Below are 22,749 nucleotides of genomic sequence, written 5' to 3' on the forward strand. Positions count from 1 at the left end.
ATTTTCTTATCGTGTAGGGACAGAAAGCCAGATTAGAAAATTTCTTCTGGCTCTGTGGTGGTTGAAGATTCCTGCTCGGCCGGATCAACAATGTCTTCGTCGAGTACATAGGTGGTCGGCTCAGTGCCCTGCAGGAAGTATTCAAATAGTGTCGTATGGTCTGTGCGTCGGGTCAACTTTCCACTGGTACGATCAATGCGAACACGCACAATATTATCCGGTACCGGCATGGCAAGTTCTGGCGTATCTTTGTACGCTTCTTTCATGTAACGAATCCACGCAGGACCGGCAGCACGTGCACCGTCTTCGCCCCCGACCATGGCGTTACCAATCCAGTTGTATTTTTCTGGGTCGCGATTGATCAGATTTCGGTTTGCTGTTGTGCGGCCTAATTGACGGTTCATGTCATCAAAGCCAACCCACACTGTTGTCACCAGTTCGCGTCCGAATCCGCTGAACCACGTATCTCGAGCATCGTTGGTGGTACCGGTTTTACCGTGCAAGTCAGTACGATGAAGAAGATTACGCACTCGCCAGCCGGTTCCCATCCAATAAGTTTTCTTGCTCCAACTACCGTTAGCTCTTACCGCAGTGCGCATCATTTCGCCTACTAAAAACGCATTTTGGGCTGAAATAACACGCGGAGCAGAGAGCACTTCACCAGTGTTAATCGGCTCGTTACCTAAGCTCGCATTAAGCTCTGCTGCCAACCGCGCTTCTATATCGTCTTCATCAATATGCATTGTTTCGGCTGCATCGGGTGTGCAGGGGTCACAAGCTAATTTAGGCTCTGCTTTCCACAGCACCTTCCCCATCTCATCTTCTACTTTACTGATGAAATACGGGTCGACCAAAAATCCGCCATTGGCTATCACCGTCATCCCTCGTACGACTTCCAGAGGTGTATGTGAAGATGACCCCAAAGCGAGCGTTTCATCACGGTGAATGTCATTGCGATCAAAGCCAAACTTGGTGAGATGATCGATCACATTGTCCATCCCCACACCACGTAGCAATCGAATAGATACCACGTTTTTCGATTTACCCAAGGCAACTCGAAGACGAATTGGGCCGTCGTATTCAGGTGGTGAGTTTTGCGGGCGCCATGCCACACCCGTGGCCGCATCCCACTCATTGATTGGAGCATCGTTGATCACGCTTGCCAAGGTGTAACCATGCTCAATAGCCGCTGAATACACAAAAGGTTTAATATTCGAACCTACCTGACGTTTTGCTTGAGTAGCACGGTTAAACTGGCTTTGATAAAAACTGTAGCCACCAACAATCGCTTCAACCGCGCCATCGTGAGGATTCAAACTCGCGAGCGCCCCACTTACAGCCGGTAACTGTGCCAAGCGCCACTGCTGTTCCCAATTACGGATATAGACCACGTCGCCGAGTGTCACAACATCCGACGCAACCTTAGGAGTATCCCCCTGCAATTTGTCGTTAATGTATGGCCTAGCCCAATCCATACCTTCCCAAGGAATTTCGCGTTCAACACCATTAATATCCAAACTGGTGAAGGATTGCTTAGATACATGAATAACTGCAGCGGGAATCAATGGTCCATAGCTTTGAACGGTTTGAAGCGCATCAACAATCTTGCTTTCGTTCCAGTCACCTGGAAATGGATTTAATTGATCGACAACAGCGACAGGTACTGCTGGAGTCGATGATTCCTCCGGTACAGAGTCAGGTTCTACTGCGTCGACTTCGGGTATAACTGGATTTTCTTCAACCGGCCATAAACGCGTGATAGGCCCTCTGTATCCGTGACGCTCATCATAGTCATGTAAGTTTTGCTGCACCGCCATTTGAGCGGCTGCTTGACGTTCAGACGTCGCCGTAGCATATACTTGATAACCACCTGTCTCTGCTTCTTCTTTGCCGTATAAATCGACCATTTGGTTGTAAATTATATCAGCGAGATAAGGAGCATCGAGTTCGATTTCGGCACCGTGTTTACGTGCAGTAACGGGCGCATTCACGGCTTCATCAAACTGAGCCTTAGTGATGTATTTTTCGTCCAACATACGCAATAACACAATACGACGACGCTCTTTAGAACGCTCAGGACGACTAATAGGGTTAAGCACCGAGGGCGCTTGCGGCAGGCCTGCGATCGTGGCAATTTGTGCCAAGGTGAGCTCGTTCAGCGACTTGCCGTAATAAACCTGTGCTGCCGCACCAATACCAAAAGCTCGATGCCCTAACTCTACCTTGTTTAAATACAATTCAAGAATTTCGTCTTTTGTTAGCACTTGCTCCATGTGTAGTGCGATAAAGACCTCTTTAATTTTTCGCACAAAGCGTTTTTCACGGGTTAGAAAGAAACCTCGTGCCAACTGCATTGTTAGCGTACTCGCCCCTTGGCTTTTCTCGCCAGTCGTCACTAACACGAATACCGCGCGTAAAACACCAATGGGATCAATACCAAAATGATCGTAAAAACGGCTGTCTTCTGTGGCGATAATCGCTTTTTTTAGTAGATCGGGTGTGTCTTCCAACGTCACTGGAATACGACGCTTCACACCGTATTGCGAGATCAATTTGCCGTCGCGGGTGTAGATCCGCATCGGGGTTTGTAATCGGACATCTTTTAATACTTCTACGCTCGGTAAGTCAGGCTTAATGTAAAAATAAAAGCCCACAAGAGATGCCGTACCAATGAAGAAGCCCGCTAGGGCAAGTAAGAGTAATAGTTTGATGTACTTCACGAAAATGTCGTTTCAGCCAGCCATTCAATTGAAAGTAGATATTCTATACAGGCTTGGAGTCGAATGATACAACTCACAACGAATAAAGCATGAGAACGAATACCTTTTCGCAAAAAACAATGCCATTTTTTAAGCACTTCACAATCAAAACCTAACGATCCCGCTATTAGGACAGTTATACCGCGCCATACCCCATGCTGAAATGCATGTTTCTCTTTGTCTGCTCAACTCGCTGAATAACAGAAATGGCCTACACTCTATGTGGTGGTCAGTGGCTATTTCTGCCGTTGTAAATCAGTAACGTATAGCAAACTAATACCTATGTGTGGTTATTAGAACCATTATTTTTCGAAAAATAAGTAATATCTAAATTGAGCAAAACACTCGAATCAGGAAGCTTGACCCTATGAAGTCGCTGTTTAAGAAAAAGTCTACACCGATCGTCGGCCTCGACATCGGTACACGCTATATCAAAGCCGTATGGCTTGAAGAAGCGGACAGTGGCTTTGTGTTGAAGGGCTATGCTTGTGAAGCAATCGGGAAAGACGCATTTGAAGACCGCGCTATTAAAGATTATGACGCGGTAAATTTAACCCTACGCAAGGTGAAAAACGCGCTCAAAACCAAAATCAAAAAAGCGGCGATTGCCGTTTCAGGTTCATCGGTGATCACAAAGATCATCTACATGGACCCAGACCAATCAGACTTTGAATTAGAGTCACAAATTGAAATTGAAGCTGACAGTTTGATCCCTTACCCCCTCGAAGAAGTGTACGTCGACTTTGAGGAACTGGGGCCTAGCAAAACCCACACGGGTAAGGTTAATGTGCTGTTGAGCGCCGCACACAAAGATATTGTTGATGCCCGACTCACCCTTGCTCGTGAAGTACCTTTCGAACCTGAAATTGTTGATATTGAAGGTTATGCACTAGGCAACGCGATTGACCATTTTTACCACGGCGTTGCCGACCAAGCTCCTATCTGCTGTATCAGTATCGGGGCATCGTTATTACAAGTGTGTGTATGGGCAGAAGGCGAAGTAATTTACAGCAAAGAACATATGTTCGGCGTTAATAATTTGCTTCAGGATCTCTCTATTATCAATATGATCGATGCAAAAGAAGTTGAGTCTCAGCTTGTTGGCGACACATTGCCTGCAAACTGGAAGCAAGACACCTTGCCAATTTTCAGCGCCAACCTTCAGCAACAAATTAACCGTGCTTTACAGATGTACATGAGCACGTTACACGCAGCCCGTCCAGAAAAAATACTGTTATGTGGTGGGGCCGCCACACTGCCATTATTAGTTGAGTCACTACAGCAAGACTTGGGCTTAGACGTTGAGGTATTTAACCCCTTTGCTCAGTTAGTCATTAGTGACCAGCTCAACAAAGATGAGGTTCAACAGTTAGCGCCCCTTTTTGCCATTGCAGCAGGGTTGGCGAGTAGGAGCGTAGACTGATGGCTCAAATTAACCTGTTGCCTTGGCGTGAAGCACGTCGGCAAAAGCAGAAAAAACAATATTTATCTGGCTTGCTATTACTTGCCATATTAGTGGGTGCTTTGTTTTGGTTTATTGGCCAAACCATTGAACAGCAAATCTCGTTTCAGAACCAACGCAACACGTATTTGAAAAACGAAATTGCGATTTTAGATGCACAAATTGCTGAGATAAAACGCATTCGCGAAACCAAAAATGCCATTGAACAGCGCATGGCACTAATCGAACAATTGCAGGCTAGCCGCAATTTGGCCCCGCATATATTTGATGAGTTGGCTCGTATTGTGCCCCCTGGCGTGTCTTTCAGAAAATTGCGCCGTTCAGGGAACAGTATTTTTGTTGAGGGCGTGAGTGAATCCAACAACCGTTTGGCTGAATTTATGCGCAATCTAGACTCATCTTCGGTTTTTAGTGCCGGGGAACTGTCTTCCATTGTGTCAGACACGCAAAGTAGCGACGCCGTTAGTGAGTTTTCACTTACTTTTCGCATTAACTCTCACTTGCTCCTCGCCCAAGCTCACCTTGGAGGTGGCAAACCATGAAGTTTACTTTTGACTTCGCCCGTCTAAAAGAAATGAACGAGCTCGACTTCGAGCAAGTAGCGATTTGGCCATTCGAAATCAAAACGGTTGTCGCCCTGTTTGTAGCGATTGTAGTAGGCGCGTTGAGTTACTATGCCATTGTTCGCCCTAAGCTCCCAATATGGGATGCCGCGGAAAACGAAGAGGTACAGTTAAAATCACAGTTTACCGCTAAGTATCGATTAGCCGTCAACCTTGAGGCCTATAAAGCTCAACTTGCACGTATCGAGAAAGACTTCTCTTCCATGTTGAAGTCGCTACCAACAAGTAATGAAACACCCGGTTTGCTCGACGACATAACGTATGTAGGAACCAGCTCAGGCCTAACGTTTAAAATGCTTAACTGGCAACAAGAGATCCCCAAAGAATTCTACACCGAATTACCGATAGAAATGGAAGTCTCAGGTCGTTACCACAATTTTGGTGACTTTGTTTCCCACATCGCAGAATTGCCTCGCATCGTCACCATTCACGACTTTGACATTCAAGCTGACGCGGGGCAACTCACGCTCCAACTGCAAGCAAAAACCTACCGAGCCGCCACCACGCAAGAAGCACAGGGGGATAAACAATGAGTCACATTACTCGTATTGTCCTACTCGTTAGTGCCATAACACTCAGCGGTTGCGCACCTCAAATGCAAGACTTGGTTGAATACACCGCCCAAGTTCGGCAAACGGCTACGGTTTCCATTGAGCCGTATCCCGAATTTACGTCTCAACCTGTTTTTAAATACCAAGCACAAGACTTACGTAGCCCCTTTGTACGCCCACAGGCTCGAACTGTCGCAGCCACACCAGCACCAAAGAAAAACTGCCTTCAACCAAATTATGCGAGAGCAAAAACCGTATTAGAGCAATATGGTATCGACGCGTTGTCACTCTCTGGCAGCTTTACCAGCAACGGGCAACAGTGGGTTTTGTTTAGCGCCAACGACGGCACGTTACACAAAGCGACAATGGGTACCCACCTTGGTTTGTATTACGGCAAGATCAGTCAGATCACGCCGCAATCTGTTGTTATTACTGAATTGGTTCCCGACGGTGCAGGCTGTTGGCAACAAAAAGAAACCACACTTGCGAAACACTCGTAAGCCGGAGAAATGAAGATGTCTGAGCGTTTTATTTTTAACAAAAAACTGGAGCGACGTCGCAGTAAGTGGTGGCTTGCCTCATCACTGATGGCACTGGTTTTACTGAATATCTATATTTCACCAGCAGAAGCGGATGATGAACCACAGTTAATCAACCCACGTGCAGAGCAGGAAAAAACCTTTCACTCAACGTTGCAGAGCATAGATTTCACGAGAACCAAAAACCATACAGCGGTTACCTTGGTTGAGTTTGACAATGCCCAAGTAAAGCCCCAACTAGTTGAAGCGAAAGGGCAAATTACTATCACGCTTCCGGCCACCGAGCTGGCCGAAGACCAACTGGTTGAACTTGATGTAGCAGAATTTGCTACGCCGGTGTCGACGATCGAAACATTTCAGGATGAAAAAGGCGCACGCGTCGTTTTGTATTACGACGGCAATGTGTATGCACGACACAAGGTCGAAGGGCACCGTTTACAAATTGAAGTCGAACCCATGACCGAAGAAGCGGTAGCGGAAATGGAGCAAAAGACCTATGCAGGAGCACCAATTTCACTCGATTTTCAAGATGTGCCAGTTCGTCAGGTATTACAAATTATCGCACAAGTTAATGGTTTCAATTTGGTAACAACCGACACTGTTACAGGCAACGTGACCATTCGACTCTCAGGTGTACCTTGGGATCAAGCTCTCGATATGATTCTAAAAATCAAAGGGCTAGGTAAGCATATGGAAGGCAATATTTTGTTAGTGGCCCCCGCCGAGGAATTAAGTGCTCGTGAAACCCAACAGTTGCAAGCCAAACAACAAGTAGCCGACCTCGCGCCTTTACAAACTGCCAGTATTACCGTGAATTACGCCAAGGCAGAAGCGCTGGCGCAAATCTTAAAGTCAAAAGAAGGCGGCATATTAAGTAGCCGAGGAGCCGTTACGGTAGACACGCGAACCAATACTATTTTAGTGCGTGACTCACTAGCATCGATAACCGAAGCCAGAGCAATGATCGAAGCTTTAGACGTACCTGTTAAACAAGTGCTTATTGAGTCACGCATGGTCACAGTACGCGACAACGTTGATGAAGAGCTCGGGGTTCGTTGGGGGTTCAGTGATTTACAAGACGACTCTGGAACGTCGGGCTCGCTAGAAGGTGCAGAAACCATCGCCAGCGGCTCAATTCCGAGCTTAGAAGACCGTTTGAATGTTAACTTACCGGTCACAAGCGCCGCAGGCACAATTGGTTTTCAAATTGCAAGCTTGGTCGACGGCACCATACTAGATTTAGAACTTTCGGCACTGGAGTCTGAAAACAAAGGTGAAATTATCGCCAGCCCGCGTATTACTGTGGCTAACCAGCAAGAAGCTTATATTGAACAAGGGACCGAAATTCCTTACGTACAAGCTACATCAAGTGGTGCCACCTCGGTTGAATTTAAAAAAGCGGTGTTGAGCTTAAAAGTCACACCTCACATTACTCCCGATAACCGCATTATTCTTGATTTAGTGGTAACCCAAGATACCCAAGGTGAAACCGTGACTACCTCAACGGGTCCAGCGGTTGCCATTGATACACAAGAAATAAAAACGCAGGTTCTAGTAGAAAATGGTGAAACAGTGGTACTTGGTGGTATATTCCAGCAAGTGAATACGGCAGACGTTAACAAAGTGCCATTGTTTGGAGACCTGCCTGTCGTGGGCGTGTTGTTTAGGCAATCGGCCACAGTTTATCAAAAACGTGAATTATTAATCTTTGTCACACCCAAAATCGTAACAGACAAACTATAATACCCCCTTAGTGGCATTGACCTTTGCTGCCATAATCAGTGAAGTAAAATGGAGCATAGGGGGTTTTGGCCTGCTTTTTCTCTGTGCAAATAGGTAACCAAACACAGATTTCCTGCAAATCTCACCTTATAATGGATAAAAATCAGTATTGAAGCCCCGCTAACCCTGTGTTTAACGGGCACTTTTCATTTTGATGTAACAAAACTTGCATAGCAGACAATGAAACTGAGATAATCCCGCTCTCGAAATTTAAGCGAGGTTAGTGAGTGGTGCTTATTGGCGACATAAAATAAGCACAAGTGAATGGGTAGTCGTAGACAGGCGCGAGTGAAGCTACCCCTAACATTTAGAAAAGTTGTGATATAAGCAAATATGGCTGAAAAACGTAATATCTTTTTGGTTGGGCCAATGGGCGCAGGTAAAAGCACCATTGGAAGACATTTAGCAGACGAGCTGCATCTTGAATTTTACGACTCCGATCAGGAAATAGAGCGTCGCACCGGTGCAGATATTGCCTGGATTTTTGACTTGGAAGGCGAAGATGGTTTCCGCAAGCGCGAAGAAAACGTCATTAATGACCTGACTGATAAGCAGGGCATTGTGCTTGCAACCGGCGGTGGTTCAGTAATCAATAAAGCAGTCCGTAACAGATTATCAGCACGCGGTATCGTGGTGTACTTGCAAACAACGATTGAAAAGCAAGTAGCACGTACTCAGCGTGATAAACGCAGACCTCTATTGCAAAAAGACGACCCAGAAACTGTATTGCGTGACCTCGCAGAGTCGCGTAATCCACTTTATGAAGAAGTAGCAGATTATGTGATCGATACCGACGATCAATCTGCACGTGCAGTAGCGAATCAAATTATCAGCAAAATTGGTCTGTAAATATTCTTAGTTACAAGGAGCCTACGTTGTGTCAACTTTACGTGTAGAACTTGGCGAGCGTAGCTATCCTATCCATATTAAAGCCGGTTTGCTTAGCCAAACCGGCTTTTTTGTGCCTTACATAAAAGGCCCACGCGCAATTATTGTGACCAACGAAACCGTTGCGCCGTTGTATTTGGATAAGGTTAGCGCCGCATGTGGTGACAAACAACTCGACGTCATCACCCTGCCTGATGGTGAACAATACAAAACCTTAGAACAATTCCACTATGTCATGACCCGTTTGTTGGAGTTAGGGGCAGCCCGTGATACCACCCTCATTGCATTGGGGGGGGGAGTTATCGGCGATCTATGTGGGTTTGTAGCCGCAACATTCCAGCGTGGTGTGCCCTTTATTCAAGTACCTACGACCCTGCTTTCGCAAGTTGATTCTTCAGTGGGTGGCAAAACAGCAGTGAATCACCCTCTCGGGAAAAACATGATCGGTGCGTTCTACCAGCCTATTTTGGTAGCAATAGACACAGATTCATTGAACACTTTGCCTCCGCGTGAATTTGCCGCTGGCATGGCTGAAGTGATCAAGTACGGCATTATCTACGACGCGCCCTTTTTTGATTGGCTCGAAAATCAACAAGAGGCACTGACCTCTCTCGACAATGACGCGTTAGTACATGCCATCACTCGATGCTGTGAAATTAAGGCTGAAATTGTTGCCAAAGACGAGCGAGAGGGCGGCTTGCGTGCGCTGTTAAACCTTGGCCACACCTTTGGTCACGCCATCGAAGCCGAGCAAGGCTACGGCAATTGGCTACACGGTGAAGCAGTTGCTGCGGGAATGGTTCTTGCTTGCAAAACTGCCGTACACTTGGATTGGTTTACCCCGTCAGAATTACGTCGTGTAGAAAATGTACTTACTGCGTTTTCACTCCCTGTAGCAGGGCCAGAAGATATGCATAAAGCAGATTACATGCCTCACATGCAGCGCGATAAAAAAGTGGAAGCGGGTGAAATTCGCTTTGTTATTCCACAAGGCATCGGTCACGCCGTTGTCACTCGCGATGTCACCGACGCCATTCTCTCGGACGTGCTCAACTAAACGTTGAGCGCGTTTGCCATTCCAATATTTAATTAAACGCTAGGCGTGGAGATGCGTGGTGCAATCTGAGCTGCATGACAGACTCGAATACTTGGTCAATTATTCCTCACAGCTCATTTTTGTGAGCGGGGACTCTATTGCCGAGCAACAACGCACTCTCGAAGCTTTTGTTTACCGCCAGAAAGAAAACACCGAGTTGGCTTTTCTTACTGCCAGTCAGACAATGGAGCTCAGTGATTATCGTCGCCAGCTATGTCGCCAACTTCTTGGCGAAACAGTGGGAAGTTTTGTTCGCCCATTAAATGAACTCCTCGCAGACCTCAACCACCATAGTGGTCCGGTATTAATTACGCTTACTCAAGCAGAACACATTCCTGACAAGTTGCTGCAAGAACTCTGGGACTTGGTTTTACAAAGTCGCTTTGCCAGTAATAAACAACACCTGAATGTGTTGCTTTTTGGTGAGTCGCGCTGGGCAGAAAAAGCCAAAAAATGGCTACCAGCCAAAAACACAGACACGCCACTGTTAATCAGTAGTCAGTCGGTTTCTCGTGACCAATATTCCAGCGAGATCGACAAGTTGCTTACAGAGCGGCGAGCCGCATTTGAACGACACGTACAACAGCGCGACACGGCCCAGCTTCCCGCGCCGGTAAATCGCCTACGCTCTCCCTGGTTTATCATGGCTATTGTTGTATTGTTCATTAGCTCTTTCGCTGCACTGCTCGCGTGGCAATATGGTGCGAGTTTAAGCACGCTGTTTGCACCACTCGACGAGCCAATCACTGATAACCAAACGCAAAAAGTCACGCTACCGGAAGAACAGCCTCAAACCACGCCCACATACATTATAGAATCGGATACCAGCGAAACTGCCACGGTAAGCCCCCCGCCATCTCAAGCAGAAGTGCAAACCCAAGTTCAGGCGAATGTAGCCAATACGTCTGATGGTTTTGTAACATCTTGGGATCAAGCGGTGAAAGACCTAGAAAAATCGTCGTCTGCTTCAACGCCAGCCGCGGTCGACGACAACATTAACGCTGCTGATGTGACGCCCACAGTGCCAGAACCCGCTAACCAAAATGACGATACCGCGGAGATTGTGCTAGCAAACCCAACAACCACAGCAAATACCGCGCAAAATGAACCCGAAACGCCACAACCGGTTACTGCTGAGGTAAATACCTTGCCTTTGGCCAATGACACACTGCGCAATACCCTTGCACAGTCTCAATACTATTTGCAGCTTTCCGGTTTAAAAGACCCTACCCTTATGGCCGATTTTATTCGAGACAATGGGCTAACCAATCAAGTACTGGTTTATCAAACCCAACGTTATGGCGGCGACTGGTACGTGGTGTTGTGGCACGAACCCTACACAAGTATTCGCGCTGCGCGTAACTCGGTGAATGATTTACCGGCATTTAATGGTAAAGACAAGGCATTTGTAAAAGGCAGCTTGCAGATTCTTCGCGAGCTTGATAACAATACCGCACGCTCAAATTGAGCAATATTTCGCCATTCAGATCAGTAATCTCAGGATATTCGACTAATCCCAATCTTTGCTGGTTGTCGTGATCAGCCATGCCATATACAATCAACCTCTTAACTTGTGAAAGGTCAGAGTGAGCAGAATCTCGATGCTGTGCGATGCGTCTTGTCTGTGAAAACTCAAACAATAAAAGTCACGAGCTTAGCAGCCCACTATATTCAATATAATATGTATCGCAGGCTGTAATTGGATAGATAGCGTAATCTGAGCGGAAATTAAAATAACACCATGATCGCCAAGAAGAACCGGGCTTTCCTTAAATGGGCAGGTGGAAAATACAGTCTGGTTGAAAAGATTCAGGCGAACCTACCAGAAGGCAATCGCTTGATTGAACCTTTTGTGGGCGCAGGTTCGGTATTTCTGAATACCAATTTCAAACGCTATCTACTCAACGACATCAATCCGGACCTTATTAACCTTTATAATTTGTTAAAGGTGTCGCCAGAAAGTCTTATTCACGAAGCCAAACATTTTTTCGTTGATCACAATAACGATGAAAAGCGCTATTACGAATTAAGAGAAGAGTTTAATCAAAGCAGCGACCTTTTTTATCGCGCTATTTTATTTTTGTATTTAAACCGCCATGGCTACAACGGTTTGTGCCGTTATAGTTTATCCGGCAAGTTTAACGTGCCCTTTGGGCGTTATAAAAAGCCCTACTTCCCAGAACACGAAATGTATGTGTTCGCCGAGAAATCTCAGCGCGCCGTGTTTACATGCCTGCCCTTTGAAAAGGTTTTTAGCCGTGCTCGCCGTGGCAATGTTATCTATTGTGACCCCCCATACGCACCAATCAGTAAAACTGCACAATTTACCAGTTACGCTGCACGCCAATTCAGTACCGACTGTCAGGTGAAGCTGGCGAAAGTCACAGAACGGGCAGCATTTAAACGTCACATTCCCGTGCTAATTTCGAATCACGACCTTCCGTTCACTCGTAAGCTATACGAAGGTGCCAGAATAAATCATTTATCAGTGAAGCGTTCGATCAGTCAAAAGGGTGAATCGCGAAAGCCTGTGAATGAACTGCTCGCTTACTTCCCGCCGGGCGGCGATCATTCAGCCTGATATTACCCCTACCAACAGCGCTAAACCAATAACAAATACCACCACAAATATCACGCCTACTACGGCATAAGGGACAAAGCTTTTTGCTTGAAAATCTTGTTCGCGTTTAGCTGAATGTTGCACACCAAAAGCACTGGCTAAGACACTTTGTACTATGCCTAACCAGTTTGTTTGGTTATTTTTCGACTGGATTCGCCGAAGATTGAGCCTGTTGGTCGCCACGCGACAATAACTCAAGTAAGTCTAAGAAATGGAATTGGTAAGATGATGATTTCCCCGTAAACCAAGACAGCCAACTCACGGTTTCTTTAGGCTGAGCACATACTAGCCCAGGTGAGTCAGTAACTATCTTTTCAGCCGCCGCAGTTAAAGAAGGCTGACAAGGAAATTCAATGGTTTTATGCATCCCTGTTGTTGCTGCAACAGTTAACACACACGCAAACACGCTACCTACGGTAACCCATTTGGTGCATGAGGTGGTGAACGTCGTCCGTTTTTGCTCAGCCATAACCTAATCCTGTTGGTAATTTATAGTCTACATTATAGACAATTTTCTCTCTCTGGCAACTAGCTATTAACAATTAGTCGAATATGCCACACTGCGCCAAAGAAATACAAAAACGCCACGAAGCATAAAGCCTCATGGCGTTCAGAGATACGAACTGTTAGTGCAAATTAAAGTTCGAAGTCTACCGCGTAAGAAACAGTGAATTTCAACGCGTCGTTATCTAGAGAATCGTCGTCACCTGCGTCATCAAGGTCGGTGCCGCTGATCATGAAACCAAATCCGTCTTTTGATACCGACACTGAGTAATCGATATAGTCGTCTGGAACACCGTTGAACGCTTCGTTGAAGTCACCTTGGTGAGAACCAACATGGAAGCCGATCTCTGTACCACTTTCTAGCGCGAAACCGTAATCAAGTGACAAGTAAGTGGTAGAACCGAAACCAAAATCTTGGCCTGGCGCTTCATCAGGTTCAGCATTAGCAAGTACGTATAGCGTTGCGCTGAAACCACCGAAACCTACAGTACCGTAGATTTCACCGAAGTCGAAGCCAGCTGCTGAATCGTAGTTGTAGTACAAATAACCTACATCATAAGAGAAGTCACCAGACTCGCCTGAGAAACCGAAATACAGATCGTGCTCGTACGAAAAGTTGTCTTCTGGACCATACTTTACGTTAGATGCCCAAGTACCAGCGTAGAAGCCACTTTCGCTAGCGTAGTCGATACCACCTTGTACTGCCGCTTCGTTCATAGTCTGTGTAAGACCACGCCAGATGTAGTTGTTGCTAACACTTACGTTTGCAGTGACTTCAGCGAATGCCGCTTGAGAGGTTAGGCAAGAGCCAGCAAGAGCTAAAGCAACTAGTGTTTTATTAAATTTCATGTGTGTTCTCCGTTAATAAACCGATTTAGTTTTTTTAAATCTTTTCTGTTTCTGTCTTTTTATTCTTATTTTGAGAACAACTATTCAAAACTAATGCCCATACGCCAAAAACGCATAAACATGCATAAATAAAAACTAATACATTGTTTTTGTTAATTTTTTATTCACACTAATTTTTCTTATTGTTAGCCATCAATCAAACCCCCACGCCTCTTTCGCACCAAAAAAGAGCAAAATCACCAAATGAATGCACAGGTTTTAACCATAATCGCGCATCACGGTAAGATATATTTCATCAAGTTCTTCTGATATTGAGCGTTTTTTGTCAATTTATGGCAAAATAACCCTCACATCACTCAGTCAATCGTGCGTTAAAATAATGCATTGAGCATAAAAATATGCGCCAATGATGTCAGTGACGCCCTGTTTGAGCTGCATTGCTCAAGCCCAAACGCGCCGATTATGTGAATAACAGTCACCGTGAATCCAGAGATGAAGTATGAATAAATATCTAATTGCACCTTCTATTCTTTCAGCCGATTTTGCTCGCTTAGGTGAAGAAGTAGAGAACGTCTTAGCGGCAGGCGCCGATGTTGTGCACTTTGACGTGATGGATAATCACTATGTGCCAAACCTAACCTTTGGCCCAATGATTTGTCAGGCGTTGCGGAATTACGGTATTACTGCGCCGATAGATGTGCACTTAATGGTGTCACCTGTCGATGATTTAATTGAGCAGTTTGCCGACGCAGGAGCGAGCTATATTAGTTTTCATCCTGAAGCAACTCAGCATCTGGACCGCAGTTTACAACTGATCATCGACAAAGGTTGTCAGCCGGGTTTGGTGTTTAATCCGGCAACGCCTTTACACTATTTAGATTATGTAATGGACAAACTTCATCACATTTTGTTGATGTCGGTAAACCCGGGTTACGGGGGTCAGTCATTTATTCCATCTACGCTGGATAAATTGCGCCAAGTAAAGCAGAAAGTACTGCAAAGTGGCCGCGATATTCGAATTGAGGTTGACGGCGGCATCAAAGTCGATAATATCGCTGACGTCGCCGCAGCGGGCGCAGATATGTTCGTTGCGGGTTCAGCTATTTTCAATCAGCCTGACTACGCAGCAGTGATCAAACAAATGCGCGAACAACTGGCATCGAACCATCAGGCATAAGTCATAAAGCAAGGTATTAAATTCATGAGCAAACCCATTGTATTAAGCGGCTGTCAGCCCTCAGGTCAACTTACGTTAGGTAATTACATGGGTGCCCTAAGACAGTGGGTGTCGATGCAAGACGACCACGACTGCCTTTATATGCTTGTTGATTTGCACGCGATTACGGTGCGTCAGGAACCTGAAAAGCTTTACAATGCATGTTTAGATGGTCTTGCGCTTTATTTGGCGTGTGGTATCGACCCAGAAAAAAGCACACTGTTCGTTCAGTCTCACGTACCAGAGCACGCGCAATTGTCGTGGATCTTAAATTGTTACGCGCAAATGGGCGAACTCAACCGCATGACTCAGTTTAAAGACAAGTCTGCGCGCAACGAGAATAACATCAACGTAGGCTTATACAGCTACCCTGTATTACAAGCAGCCGACATCCTTCTGTACAACGCCAATAAAGTACCTGTGGGTGAAGATCAAAAGCAGCACTTGGAGCTTACTCGCGACATCGCTACGCGCTTTAACAATTTATACGGTGACGTGCTAACACTACCTGAACCCTACATTCCTGAGTTTGGCGCTCGTATCATGAGCTTGCAAGAGCCTGATAAAAAGATGTCAAAATCAGACACCAACCCGAACAACTTCATCGGCTTACTTGAAGAGCCTAAAAAGCTGGCGAAAAAGATCAAACGCGCTGTCACCGACTCAGACGAGCAAGCCCGCATTTACTTCGACCGCGAAGAAAAAGCCGGTGTATCGAATCTCTTAACCTTGCTTTCTTGCGCCACTGGTAAGTCAATCGAAAGCTTGGTACCTGAGTACGAAGACAAAATGTATGGCCATTTAAAAGGCGATGTTGCTGACGCGGTTGTGGCGCTCGTTGAACCCATTCAAGCGAAATTTAAAGCCTATCGCGAAGACAGAGATTTCTTGAATCAGGTAATGGCACAAGGTGCAGAAAAAGCGTCTGCCCGTGGCGCACAAACGTTGAAAAACGTGTACGAAACAATTGGCTTTCTTCCTAAGCCTTAATTAACTCATGTTATAGGTGCGCGCGGTTTTGCTCCTACTTATCGACAACTTCGATTCTTTTACACATAACCTGGCTCGCTATTTTGAAGAAATTGGCAGCCAGGTAAATGTGGTTCGCAACAATGAAATTTCGGTTGAAGACATAGCGCAGATCAAGCCCGATGCAATCGTCATTTCTCCCGGTCCTTGTACCCCCAATGAAGCAGGTGTGAGCTTGGCGGTGATCCAAGCTTATCTGCCCCACATCCCTATTTTGGGTGTTTGCCTTGGGCATCAAAGTATTGGTCAGGTGTTGGGCGCTCGCGTCACCCACGCGAAAGAAGTTCGACACGGAAAGGTCTCACCGGTATTGCACAATCATCATGCCTTATTTAGCGATATACCGTCGCCGTTTAATGCCACCCGCTATCATTCGTTAGTATTAGCGCCAGACAGCCTTCCTGAACCACTGGAAGCCATAGCTTGGTGTGAAGACGACAAAGGCTATCGAGAAGTCATGGCCATCGCCCACCGTTCTTTACCCGTATATGGTGTGCAATTTCACCCTGAATCACTGCTCACAGAATACGGCCACCAACTGCTTCGCAATTTTCTCAAGCTATCGCGGCTGAATGCCGATACATAATTAATTGTGAATATATAGCAGGTCTGTGGTAACTTCTGGTGTTAACAACAAGTATAACGCGGCGCGATAACGCCAAGCGGAGACCACTCAGCATGATGAGTGCTGAAGCACAATCACCGTCTACAGAAGAAAAGTTTGATAACTTGCTGATTGATATCGCGCGAGTGAACAAGCTTATTGGTCGCCGTAGCCCAGGCGAAGTGCGCTTTGAAGAGTCAGAGCAAAGTGACGCACGTCGCGAATTGCTACACGTGGAGAAAATCGCCATTCGCAGTAAAGAAGTGATGGCGATGTCAGAAGCCAACTTCATTGACTCACTGAGCCAACATTTACATCACACGATACTCGATGAGTTCTCTCGCATGACCAGCCATGCCGGTGATGTGTATAAGCAAGTGCTTAACCTGACCGACGATGTAACTCACATGATTGACGCGCTAGCCACTAAAGCGTGTAGTGTCAAAAAGTTAGAACCCATCGCCGCAGGTATGCCGTGGCTTTATGATGAACTGATTAAAATTCTCAATTCACCTAAACACAGGCGACGCGACTCAAAAGGCCGTATTGTGGTAGTAGAAACGCTGCGCACTGCCTTGAGCTTTATGGGTATCGACAACCTTAAATTGCTGTTTCCGGCGTTAGTTTTAAAACGCACTTTGCCGACCATCACCGACCCTTACCCGCAAATAAAACAACGTACATGGCAATACGCTTTAGCCTGTGCATTGAGTGCCAGAGAGCTAGCCAAATTTAGTAATGTAAAACCCTACGACGCCTATGTGATGGCCATGATCAGTGTGGTAGGGAGGAATATTGTGGGACGGGCTTATTTCAAGCTTTTTGACCACACGCACAAAGCCCAGCTTTTGTCTGCACAAGAGCAAAAGTATCCCGACCTTCACGAAGGCCTACTCAAAGTACTGCCGTCGGCAAACTACCTCACGGCGATGCAAAATGAATACGCTGATAAATTGGCAGCAGACATGTTCGAACACATGGTGTTTAAACGCTTAGCGATTACAGAACCCATGCGTCAACTCGCCGACTTTCCAATACTCGATACCGAAGATGGGCTTGCTAGAGTGGTGTATCAAGCACGTACCTATGCGCAATTCAGAATGCTATGGGAACAAAAAGTCATCAGTAAAGAAGAGGCCAAACGTATGTTGGGCCCCTGTGATTTTCCCACTGGTTCTCTCGACATTCTGCAACAACTCGACTTGCGACAACTACCACTCGAAGTCGACGTAGACTAAGCCGTTTTAGCCATAAAACACGACTAATTTGGCTAAAAGCCCGCCGTTTCTCGCCAAAATCAGACATTTTTTATTCTGTATAATCATTCATCCAGCGAACCTACTCTGGGGTCTTTAACCCCTTGAGATGCATCAGAGTGTAGGTTTAATCAGGATTTCAGGCCCTCTGGATAGTTATTCACTTTTCCTGCAAATTCTGCCAAATGCCTTGTATATCAAGGCCTTCAGCCATTTCACAATAAAGACAACAGACGCAAAAGCTGGCATACTGTGTTATCTGTTTTTGAATTTTATGTGTCTGATTTGTCCTAACTCCTAAACAGTCAGGCAAGCCAAAATGAGGTGAAACAATGAATGTAACTCGTGCAACGTTCGATGAAGTGATGGTGCCTAACTACGCGCCTGCGAAAATGGTACCGGTACGCGGTGAAGGCTCTCGCGTTTGGGATCAAGAAGGTAACGAATACGTTGATTTCGCCGGAGGCATTGCCGTAAACGTATTGGGTCATTGTCACCCAGCTTTGGTAGAAGCCCTACAAGAGCAAGGCAGCAAGCTTTGGCATCTAAGTAACGTATTCACCAATGAACCCGCATTGCGTCTAGCGAAAAAGCTAACCGACGCGACGTTTGCTGACCGCGCTTATTTTGCCAACTCAGGTGCAGAAGCAAACGAAGCTGCCCTAAAACTGGCGCGCCGTTTCGCATTAGAAAAATTTGGTCCAGAAAAAGATCAAATCATTGCGTTTAACCAAGGCTTTCACGGCCGTACCTTCTTTACCGTTACAGTAGGTGGCCAAGCAGCCTATTCAGATGGTTTTGGTCCTAAGCCTGGTGCTGTTGATCACTGTGCGTACAACGATTTAGCGGCATTTGAAGCGCTTATTTCTGACCGTACATGTGCAGTAATGATGGAACCTCTTCAAGGTGAAGGCGGTATCATCTCTCCAGAGCCAGAGTTTGTGAAAGGCGTACGTGAGCTATGTGATAAACACAACGCACTGCTCATTTTCGATGAAGTACAATCAGGCGTTGGTCGTACTGGTCATCTATATGCTTACATGGGTCTCGGCGTTACACCTGATATTCTAACGACTGCCAAATCATTAGGTGGTGGTTTCCCAATTGGTGCAATGTTGACCACGGCTGAAATCGCAGAACATTTAAAACCGGGTACACACGGCAGCACCTATGGTGGTAACCCTCTTGCGTGTGCTGTTGCTGAAAAAGCATTTGATATCGTTAACGACCCTGCGGTGTTAGCCGGAGTATTGAAGAAAGAACAATTGTTCCGCGATGAACTTGCCAAAATCAATGAAAAATACAAGGTATTCAGTGAAATTCGTGGTAAAGGTATGTTGCTCGGCTGTGCCCTTTCAGAAGCATATCAAGGCCGCGCTCGTGACTTCTTAAACGCTGCAACTGAGCAAAACCTAATGTGTTTGGTTGCGGGTGCTAACGTTGTGCGTTTCGCGCCGTCATTGATCATTCCTGATGAAGATATCATTGAAGGTCTTCGTCGTTTCGAGCGCGCTGTAGCGGCAGTCGCCGAGGCTAAGTAATTCGCTTCGTAGAGGACGGTCTATGATTATAATTCGCCCCATCACTGAGCAAGACTACCCAGCATTGTACGCCATTGCTGAAGAATCTGGCATCGGCTTTACGTCGTTGCCAGTGAATGAAGATTTATTAAAGCGAAAAATTACGCGCTCTACCTCTTCATTTGTAAAATCGGTTATTCAACCTGGCGATGAGTCTTACCTGTTTGTAATGGAAGACTCAGAGACCGGCATGGTTTTAGGCACAACGGGTATTGAAGCTGCAGTTGGCATCGACGATGCGTTTTACCACTACCACTTGAGTAAAGTGGTGCATGCATCTCGCGAGCTGCAAATTCACAATACGGTAGAAATTCTTACGTTTTGTAATGACTATACCGGAGTAACTGAAATATGTACCTTGTTCTTGCGCGAACAAGCCCGTGGTGGGTTTAACGGCCGTTTTCTCTCTAAAGTGCGTTTCTTGTTCATGATGGAACATCGCGAGCGCTTCGCAGAAACCATTATTGCAGAAATGCGTGGTGTGAGTGATGAACAGGGTAAATCCCCATTTTGGACATGGCTAGAAGAGCACTTCTTCTCTATGGACTTCCCCACGGTGGATTACCTCACAGGCATTGGCAATAAGGTATTTATTGCCGAGCTAATGCCCAAGTATCCTATTTATGTGAACTTATTGTCTCCCGAAGCACAAGCTGTGATCGGGCAAGTGCACGAGAAAACCAAACCGGCATTACAACTGTTAGAACAGGAAGGTTTTAGTTGTCGTGGCTATGTGGATATTTTTGACGCAGGCCCCACTGTTGAGGCTAACTTAAGTCATATTCGCACTGCGCAAGCAAGCCGAAAAATGCCGATTGAAATTGATAACACACCGGACGCTTCAGCGGAAACACACTACATAATAAATACAAAAGTTGAGCAATTCCGAGCAGTATTGGGCGACATTCATATTGATGAAGCCCGCGAAGTGGCCCTTGTCAGTCAAGACATCGCCACTGCTTTAAATATTGAACCGGGCGACATGATACGTTTTGCGCCGGTAAAATTCAGAGACTAATTTCAGGACCCCTACATGACGACAGTACATTTTATTAATGGGCAATGGGTCGCAGGCGAAGGGCATGCCATCGCCTCAATAGACCCAGCTAAAAACACCACGATTTGGCAAGGGCAAGCGGCAAGCCAAAGCCAAGTTGACAGCGCAATTACAGCCGCACGTGCAGCATTCCCTGCATGGGCTGCATTGAGTGTTGACGAGCGTTTAGCCATTATTAAACGCTTTGGCGAATTACTTGGTGAAAACAAAGCTCACCTAACTAAAGTCATCGCGAAAGAAACCGGAAAACCAGAATGGGAAACGGCCACTGAAGTCGGTGCCATGATGGGCAAAATTGGTATTTCAGAAAAAGCCTATAACGAACGCACGGGTGTTGTACAAAACCCAATGCCTGTGGGTGAAGCATTTATTCGCCACAAACCACATGGTGTAGTGGCGGTATTTGGCCCTTATAACTTCCCCGGCCACCTGCCAAACGGGCATATTGTACCGGCCCTAATCGCAGGTAACACTATTGTATTTAAGCCTAGTGATCTCACCCCATTAGTCGCGGAAGAAACCGTTAAGCTATGGGAAAAAGCGGGCTTACCAGCGGGCGTACTTAACCTTGTACAAGGCGAAGTAGAAACGGGTAAAGCCTTGGCTTCGCACCCTAACATCGACGGTTTGTTTTTCACCGGTAGTTCGCGTACAGGTAAGATTTTACACGAACAGTTTGCCGGCCATCCGGGCAAAATTTTAGCCCTAGAAATGGGCGGTAATAACCCACTTATCGTCAAAGACGTTGCCGACGTTGATGCCGCTGTACACGACATTGTGCAATCCGCGTTCGTGACATCAGGCCAGCGTTGCACCTGCTCTCGTCGTCTGTTCATCCCTGCGACACCTGAAGGTGATGCAATTCTTGCGCGCTTTGTGGCTGTTACCAAGCAAATCAAAGTCGGCCACTATGACGCAGAAGAGCAGCCATTCATGGGTGCCATGATCTCTGCTAATGCGGCCAAGATGATGGTACAGGCGCAACAATCACTATTGGATTTAGGGGCGACGTCTATTGTGTCACTTGAACACCAAGACGAAGCAACAGGTTTTGTGACGCCAGGCATTATCGACGTGACAGATATCCTTGATAGCATGCCTGATGAAGAGCATTTTGGCCCATTGGTTAAAGTGATTCGCTATACCGATTTTGACGCCGCGATTGACGAAGCCAACAACACAAGCTTTGGCTTGTCTGCCGGCTTACTGTGCGACAATGAAAGTGATTACCGTCACTTCTTTAGCCGTATTCGCGCGGGCATTGTTAACTGGAACCGTCCTATTACTGGTGCGAGCAGTGCCGCACCGTTCGGTGGTATCGGTGACAGTGGCAACCACAGAGCGAGTGCTTACTACGCAGCAGACTACTGCGCTTACCCTGTAGCCTCAGTTGAGTTAGATAAAGTTGCTATGCCAGGTGCACTGAGCCCAGGTTTGTCATTTGACAAAGAGAGCGCATAAGCCATGCATACGAATATTGATCAATTATTTGGCAACATGTGGGAAGACTACATTCGCATTACGCCTTCAGCGGAAAAAATTCACGCGTTGTTACTCGGTGAAGAAAGTACCAGCGACATTGTGAATGACCACGTGGCGTTTCGCACTTTTAACTTAGATAAAACCACATTACCTAAGTTAGCTGCCCACTTTTTAGCACTTGGCTACGAAGAGAAAGGCAACTACAACTTTGAAGCTAAGAAGCTCACCGCTAAGCACTATGAGCACCCTGATACCACTAAGCCCAAGGTGTTTATTAGCGAGTTGCGGGTTGAAGAGCTGAGCAGCCAAGCTCAAGCCATTATCCACAAGCTCGTGGAGCAAATGGATGGCAATGCAGTGACCGCAGACAATTTTCTGTACTCTGGCCAACACTGGCAGGTTAGTAAAGTAGAATACGATACTTTACTCAATGAGTCTGAATACGCCGCTTGGCTTGCTGCTTGGGGCTTTAGAGCCAATCACTTTACAGTGAGTGTTAATCATCTAGCGCAAACCCAAGAGCTGGTAGACGTTAATACATTGCTCAAAGAAGCGGGCTTTGTCTTGAATACTTCTGGCGGTGAAATTAAGGGTGGGGAAGATGTATGCCTTGCACAGTCTTCAACTATGGCCGATAAACACGATGTGGCTTTCGCCGATACAACCGTGGCAATCCCGAGCTGCTTTTACGAGTTTGCTCAACGCTACAAAATGGAAAACGGTGAATACTATCAGGGCTTTGTTGCAGCATCTGCCGACAAAATCTTTGAGAGCACAAACGTCAATAGCTAAGGCTTGTTGACCTTTTGTGTACCGAACAAAGACGCCGCGGTTTATCACTGACACGCGGCG

21 protein-coding genes are annotated in these 22,749 nt (G+C 46.3%); 17 read left to right on the forward strand and 4 right to left on the reverse strand.

What is annotated here, in order from left to right:
- Window positions 1-32: 32 nt before the first annotated feature.
- The gene (locus ACXAH6_RS02920; protein ID WP_474875134.1) at window positions 33-2,720 is read right to left on the reverse strand and encodes a penicillin-binding protein 1A; all 2,688 of its coding nucleotides are present in this window, start codon (window positions 2,718-2,720) and stop codon (window positions 33-35) included.
- Window positions 2,721-3,126: 406 nt separating this feature from the next.
- Here ACXAH6_RS02920 and pilM point away from each other — a divergent pair, with 406 nt between their 5' ends.
- From pilM to ACXAH6_RS02965, 9 genes are all read left to right on the forward strand, one after another.
- Window positions 3,127-4,182 carry a type IV pilus assembly protein PilM gene (gene pilM, locus ACXAH6_RS02925; protein ID WP_474875135.1) on the forward strand — a complete coding sequence of 352 codons (1,056 nt, stop codon included), beginning with the start codon at window positions 3,127-3,129 and terminating at the stop codon, window positions 4,180-4,182.
- Window positions 4,182-4,763 (forward strand): PilN domain-containing protein, encoded by a 582-nt coding sequence (locus tag ACXAH6_RS02930; protein WP_474875136.1) that lies wholly within the window; start codon window positions 4,182-4,184, stop codon window positions 4,761-4,763. Before pilM ends, ACXAH6_RS02930 begins: the two co-directional genes overlap by 1 nt.
- Window positions 4,760-5,377, forward strand: a complete 618-nt coding sequence (locus ACXAH6_RS02935; RefSeq protein WP_474875137.1) for a type IV pilus inner membrane component PilO — start codon at window positions 4,760-4,762, stop codon at window positions 5,375-5,377. Before ACXAH6_RS02930 ends, ACXAH6_RS02935 begins: the two co-directional genes overlap by 4 nt.
- Window positions 5,374-5,895: a pilus assembly protein PilP gene (locus ACXAH6_RS02940; protein ID WP_474875138.1), complete on the forward strand. Its 522-nt coding sequence runs from the start codon at window positions 5,374-5,376 to the stop codon at window positions 5,893-5,895. The genes ACXAH6_RS02935 and ACXAH6_RS02940 overlap by 4 nt, the downstream gene beginning before the upstream one ends.
- Before the next feature lie 15 nt (window positions 5,896-5,910).
- Complete coding sequence (locus tag ACXAH6_RS02945) at window positions 5,911-7,677, forward strand: type IV pilus secretin PilQ (protein ID WP_474875139.1); 1,767 nt, start codon at window positions 5,911-5,913, stop codon at window positions 7,675-7,677.
- A 372-nt stretch (window positions 7,678-8,049) separates the two neighbouring features.
- Window positions 8,050-8,565 carry a shikimate kinase AroK gene (aroK, locus tag ACXAH6_RS02950; protein ID WP_474875140.1) on the forward strand — a complete coding sequence of 172 codons (516 nt, stop codon included), beginning with the start codon at window positions 8,050-8,052 and terminating at the stop codon, window positions 8,563-8,565.
- A gap of 28 nt (window positions 8,566-8,593) precedes the next feature.
- Window positions 8,594-9,661: a 3-dehydroquinate synthase gene (aroB, locus tag ACXAH6_RS02955; protein WP_474875141.1), complete on the forward strand. Its 1,068-nt coding sequence runs from the start codon at window positions 8,594-8,596 to the stop codon at window positions 9,659-9,661.
- 58 nt (window positions 9,662-9,719) lie between these two features.
- The gene (locus ACXAH6_RS02960) at window positions 9,720-11,168 is read left to right on the forward strand and encodes an SPOR domain-containing protein (RefSeq protein ID WP_474875142.1); all 1,449 of its coding nucleotides are present in this window, start codon (window positions 9,720-9,722) and stop codon (window positions 11,166-11,168) included.
- A gap of 273 nt (window positions 11,169-11,441) precedes the next feature.
- Window positions 11,442-12,281 carry a Dam family site-specific DNA-(adenine-N6)-methyltransferase gene (locus ACXAH6_RS02965; protein WP_474875143.1) on the forward strand — a complete coding sequence of 280 codons (840 nt, stop codon included), beginning with the start codon at window positions 11,442-11,444 and terminating at the stop codon, window positions 12,279-12,281.
- Here the strand turns inward: ACXAH6_RS02965 and ACXAH6_RS02970 are convergent.
- The 3 genes from ACXAH6_RS02970 to ACXAH6_RS02980 form a co-directional block, all read right to left on the reverse strand.
- A complete protein-coding gene (locus ACXAH6_RS02970; protein ID WP_474875144.1) occupies window positions 12,273-12,503 on the reverse strand; it encodes a DUF2970 domain-containing protein in 231 nt (76 codons plus the stop codon). The genes ACXAH6_RS02965 and ACXAH6_RS02970 overlap by 9 nt on opposite strands.
- Window positions 12,457-12,789 (reverse strand): hypothetical protein, encoded by a 333-nt coding sequence (locus ACXAH6_RS02975; protein WP_474875145.1) that lies wholly within the window; start codon window positions 12,787-12,789, stop codon window positions 12,457-12,459. The genes ACXAH6_RS02970 and ACXAH6_RS02975 overlap by 47 nt, the downstream gene beginning before the upstream one ends.
- A 167-nt stretch (window positions 12,790-12,956) precedes the next feature.
- On the reverse strand, window positions 12,957-13,673 hold the full coding sequence (locus ACXAH6_RS02980) for a TorF family putative porin (protein WP_474875146.1): 717 nt from the start codon (window positions 13,671-13,673) through the stop codon (window positions 12,957-12,959).
- 499 nt (window positions 13,674-14,172) lie between these two features.
- Here ACXAH6_RS02980 and rpe point away from each other — a divergent pair, with 499 nt between their 5' ends.
- From rpe to ACXAH6_RS03020, 8 genes are all read left to right on the forward strand, one after another.
- The gene (rpe, locus tag ACXAH6_RS02985) at window positions 14,173-14,850 is read left to right on the forward strand and encodes a ribulose-phosphate 3-epimerase (protein WP_474875147.1); all 678 of its coding nucleotides are present in this window, start codon (window positions 14,173-14,175) and stop codon (window positions 14,848-14,850) included.
- 24 nt (window positions 14,851-14,874) lie between these two features.
- Window positions 14,875-15,879, forward strand: coding sequence for a tryptophan--tRNA ligase (gene trpS, locus ACXAH6_RS02990; protein WP_474875148.1), 1,005 nt, complete (start codon window positions 14,875-14,877; stop codon window positions 15,877-15,879).
- Window positions 15,880-15,907: 28 nt separating this feature from the next.
- Window positions 15,908-16,504, forward strand: a complete 597-nt coding sequence (locus ACXAH6_RS02995) for an anthranilate synthase component II (protein WP_474875149.1) — start codon at window positions 15,908-15,910, stop codon at window positions 16,502-16,504.
- Between the two features lie 92 nt (window positions 16,505-16,596).
- Complete coding sequence (locus ACXAH6_RS03000; RefSeq protein ID WP_474875150.1) at window positions 16,597-17,760, forward strand: HDOD domain-containing protein; 1,164 nt, start codon at window positions 16,597-16,599, stop codon at window positions 17,758-17,760.
- Between the two features lie 350 nt (window positions 17,761-18,110).
- The gene (locus tag ACXAH6_RS03005) at window positions 18,111-19,319 is read left to right on the forward strand and encodes an aspartate aminotransferase family protein (RefSeq protein WP_474875151.1); all 1,209 of its coding nucleotides are present in this window, start codon (window positions 18,111-18,113) and stop codon (window positions 19,317-19,319) included.
- Between the two features lie 22 nt (window positions 19,320-19,341).
- Window positions 19,342-20,376 carry an arginine N-succinyltransferase gene (gene astA / locus ACXAH6_RS03010; RefSeq protein WP_474875152.1) on the forward strand — a complete coding sequence of 345 codons (1,035 nt, stop codon included), beginning with the start codon at window positions 19,342-19,344 and terminating at the stop codon, window positions 20,374-20,376.
- A gap of 15 nt (window positions 20,377-20,391) precedes the next feature.
- Complete coding sequence (astD, locus tag ACXAH6_RS03015; RefSeq protein WP_474875153.1) at window positions 20,392-21,876, forward strand: succinylglutamate-semialdehyde dehydrogenase; 1,485 nt, start codon at window positions 20,392-20,394, stop codon at window positions 21,874-21,876.
- A gap of 3 nt (window positions 21,877-21,879) precedes the next feature.
- Window positions 21,880-22,689 (forward strand): 2-oxoadipate dioxygenase/decarboxylase family protein, encoded by an 810-nt coding sequence (locus ACXAH6_RS03020; RefSeq protein ID WP_474875154.1) that lies wholly within the window; start codon window positions 21,880-21,882, stop codon window positions 22,687-22,689.
- Window positions 22,690-22,749: the final 60 nt, after the last annotated feature.

This window comes from Alteromonas sp. ABE4_545, from assembly GCF_056161325.1.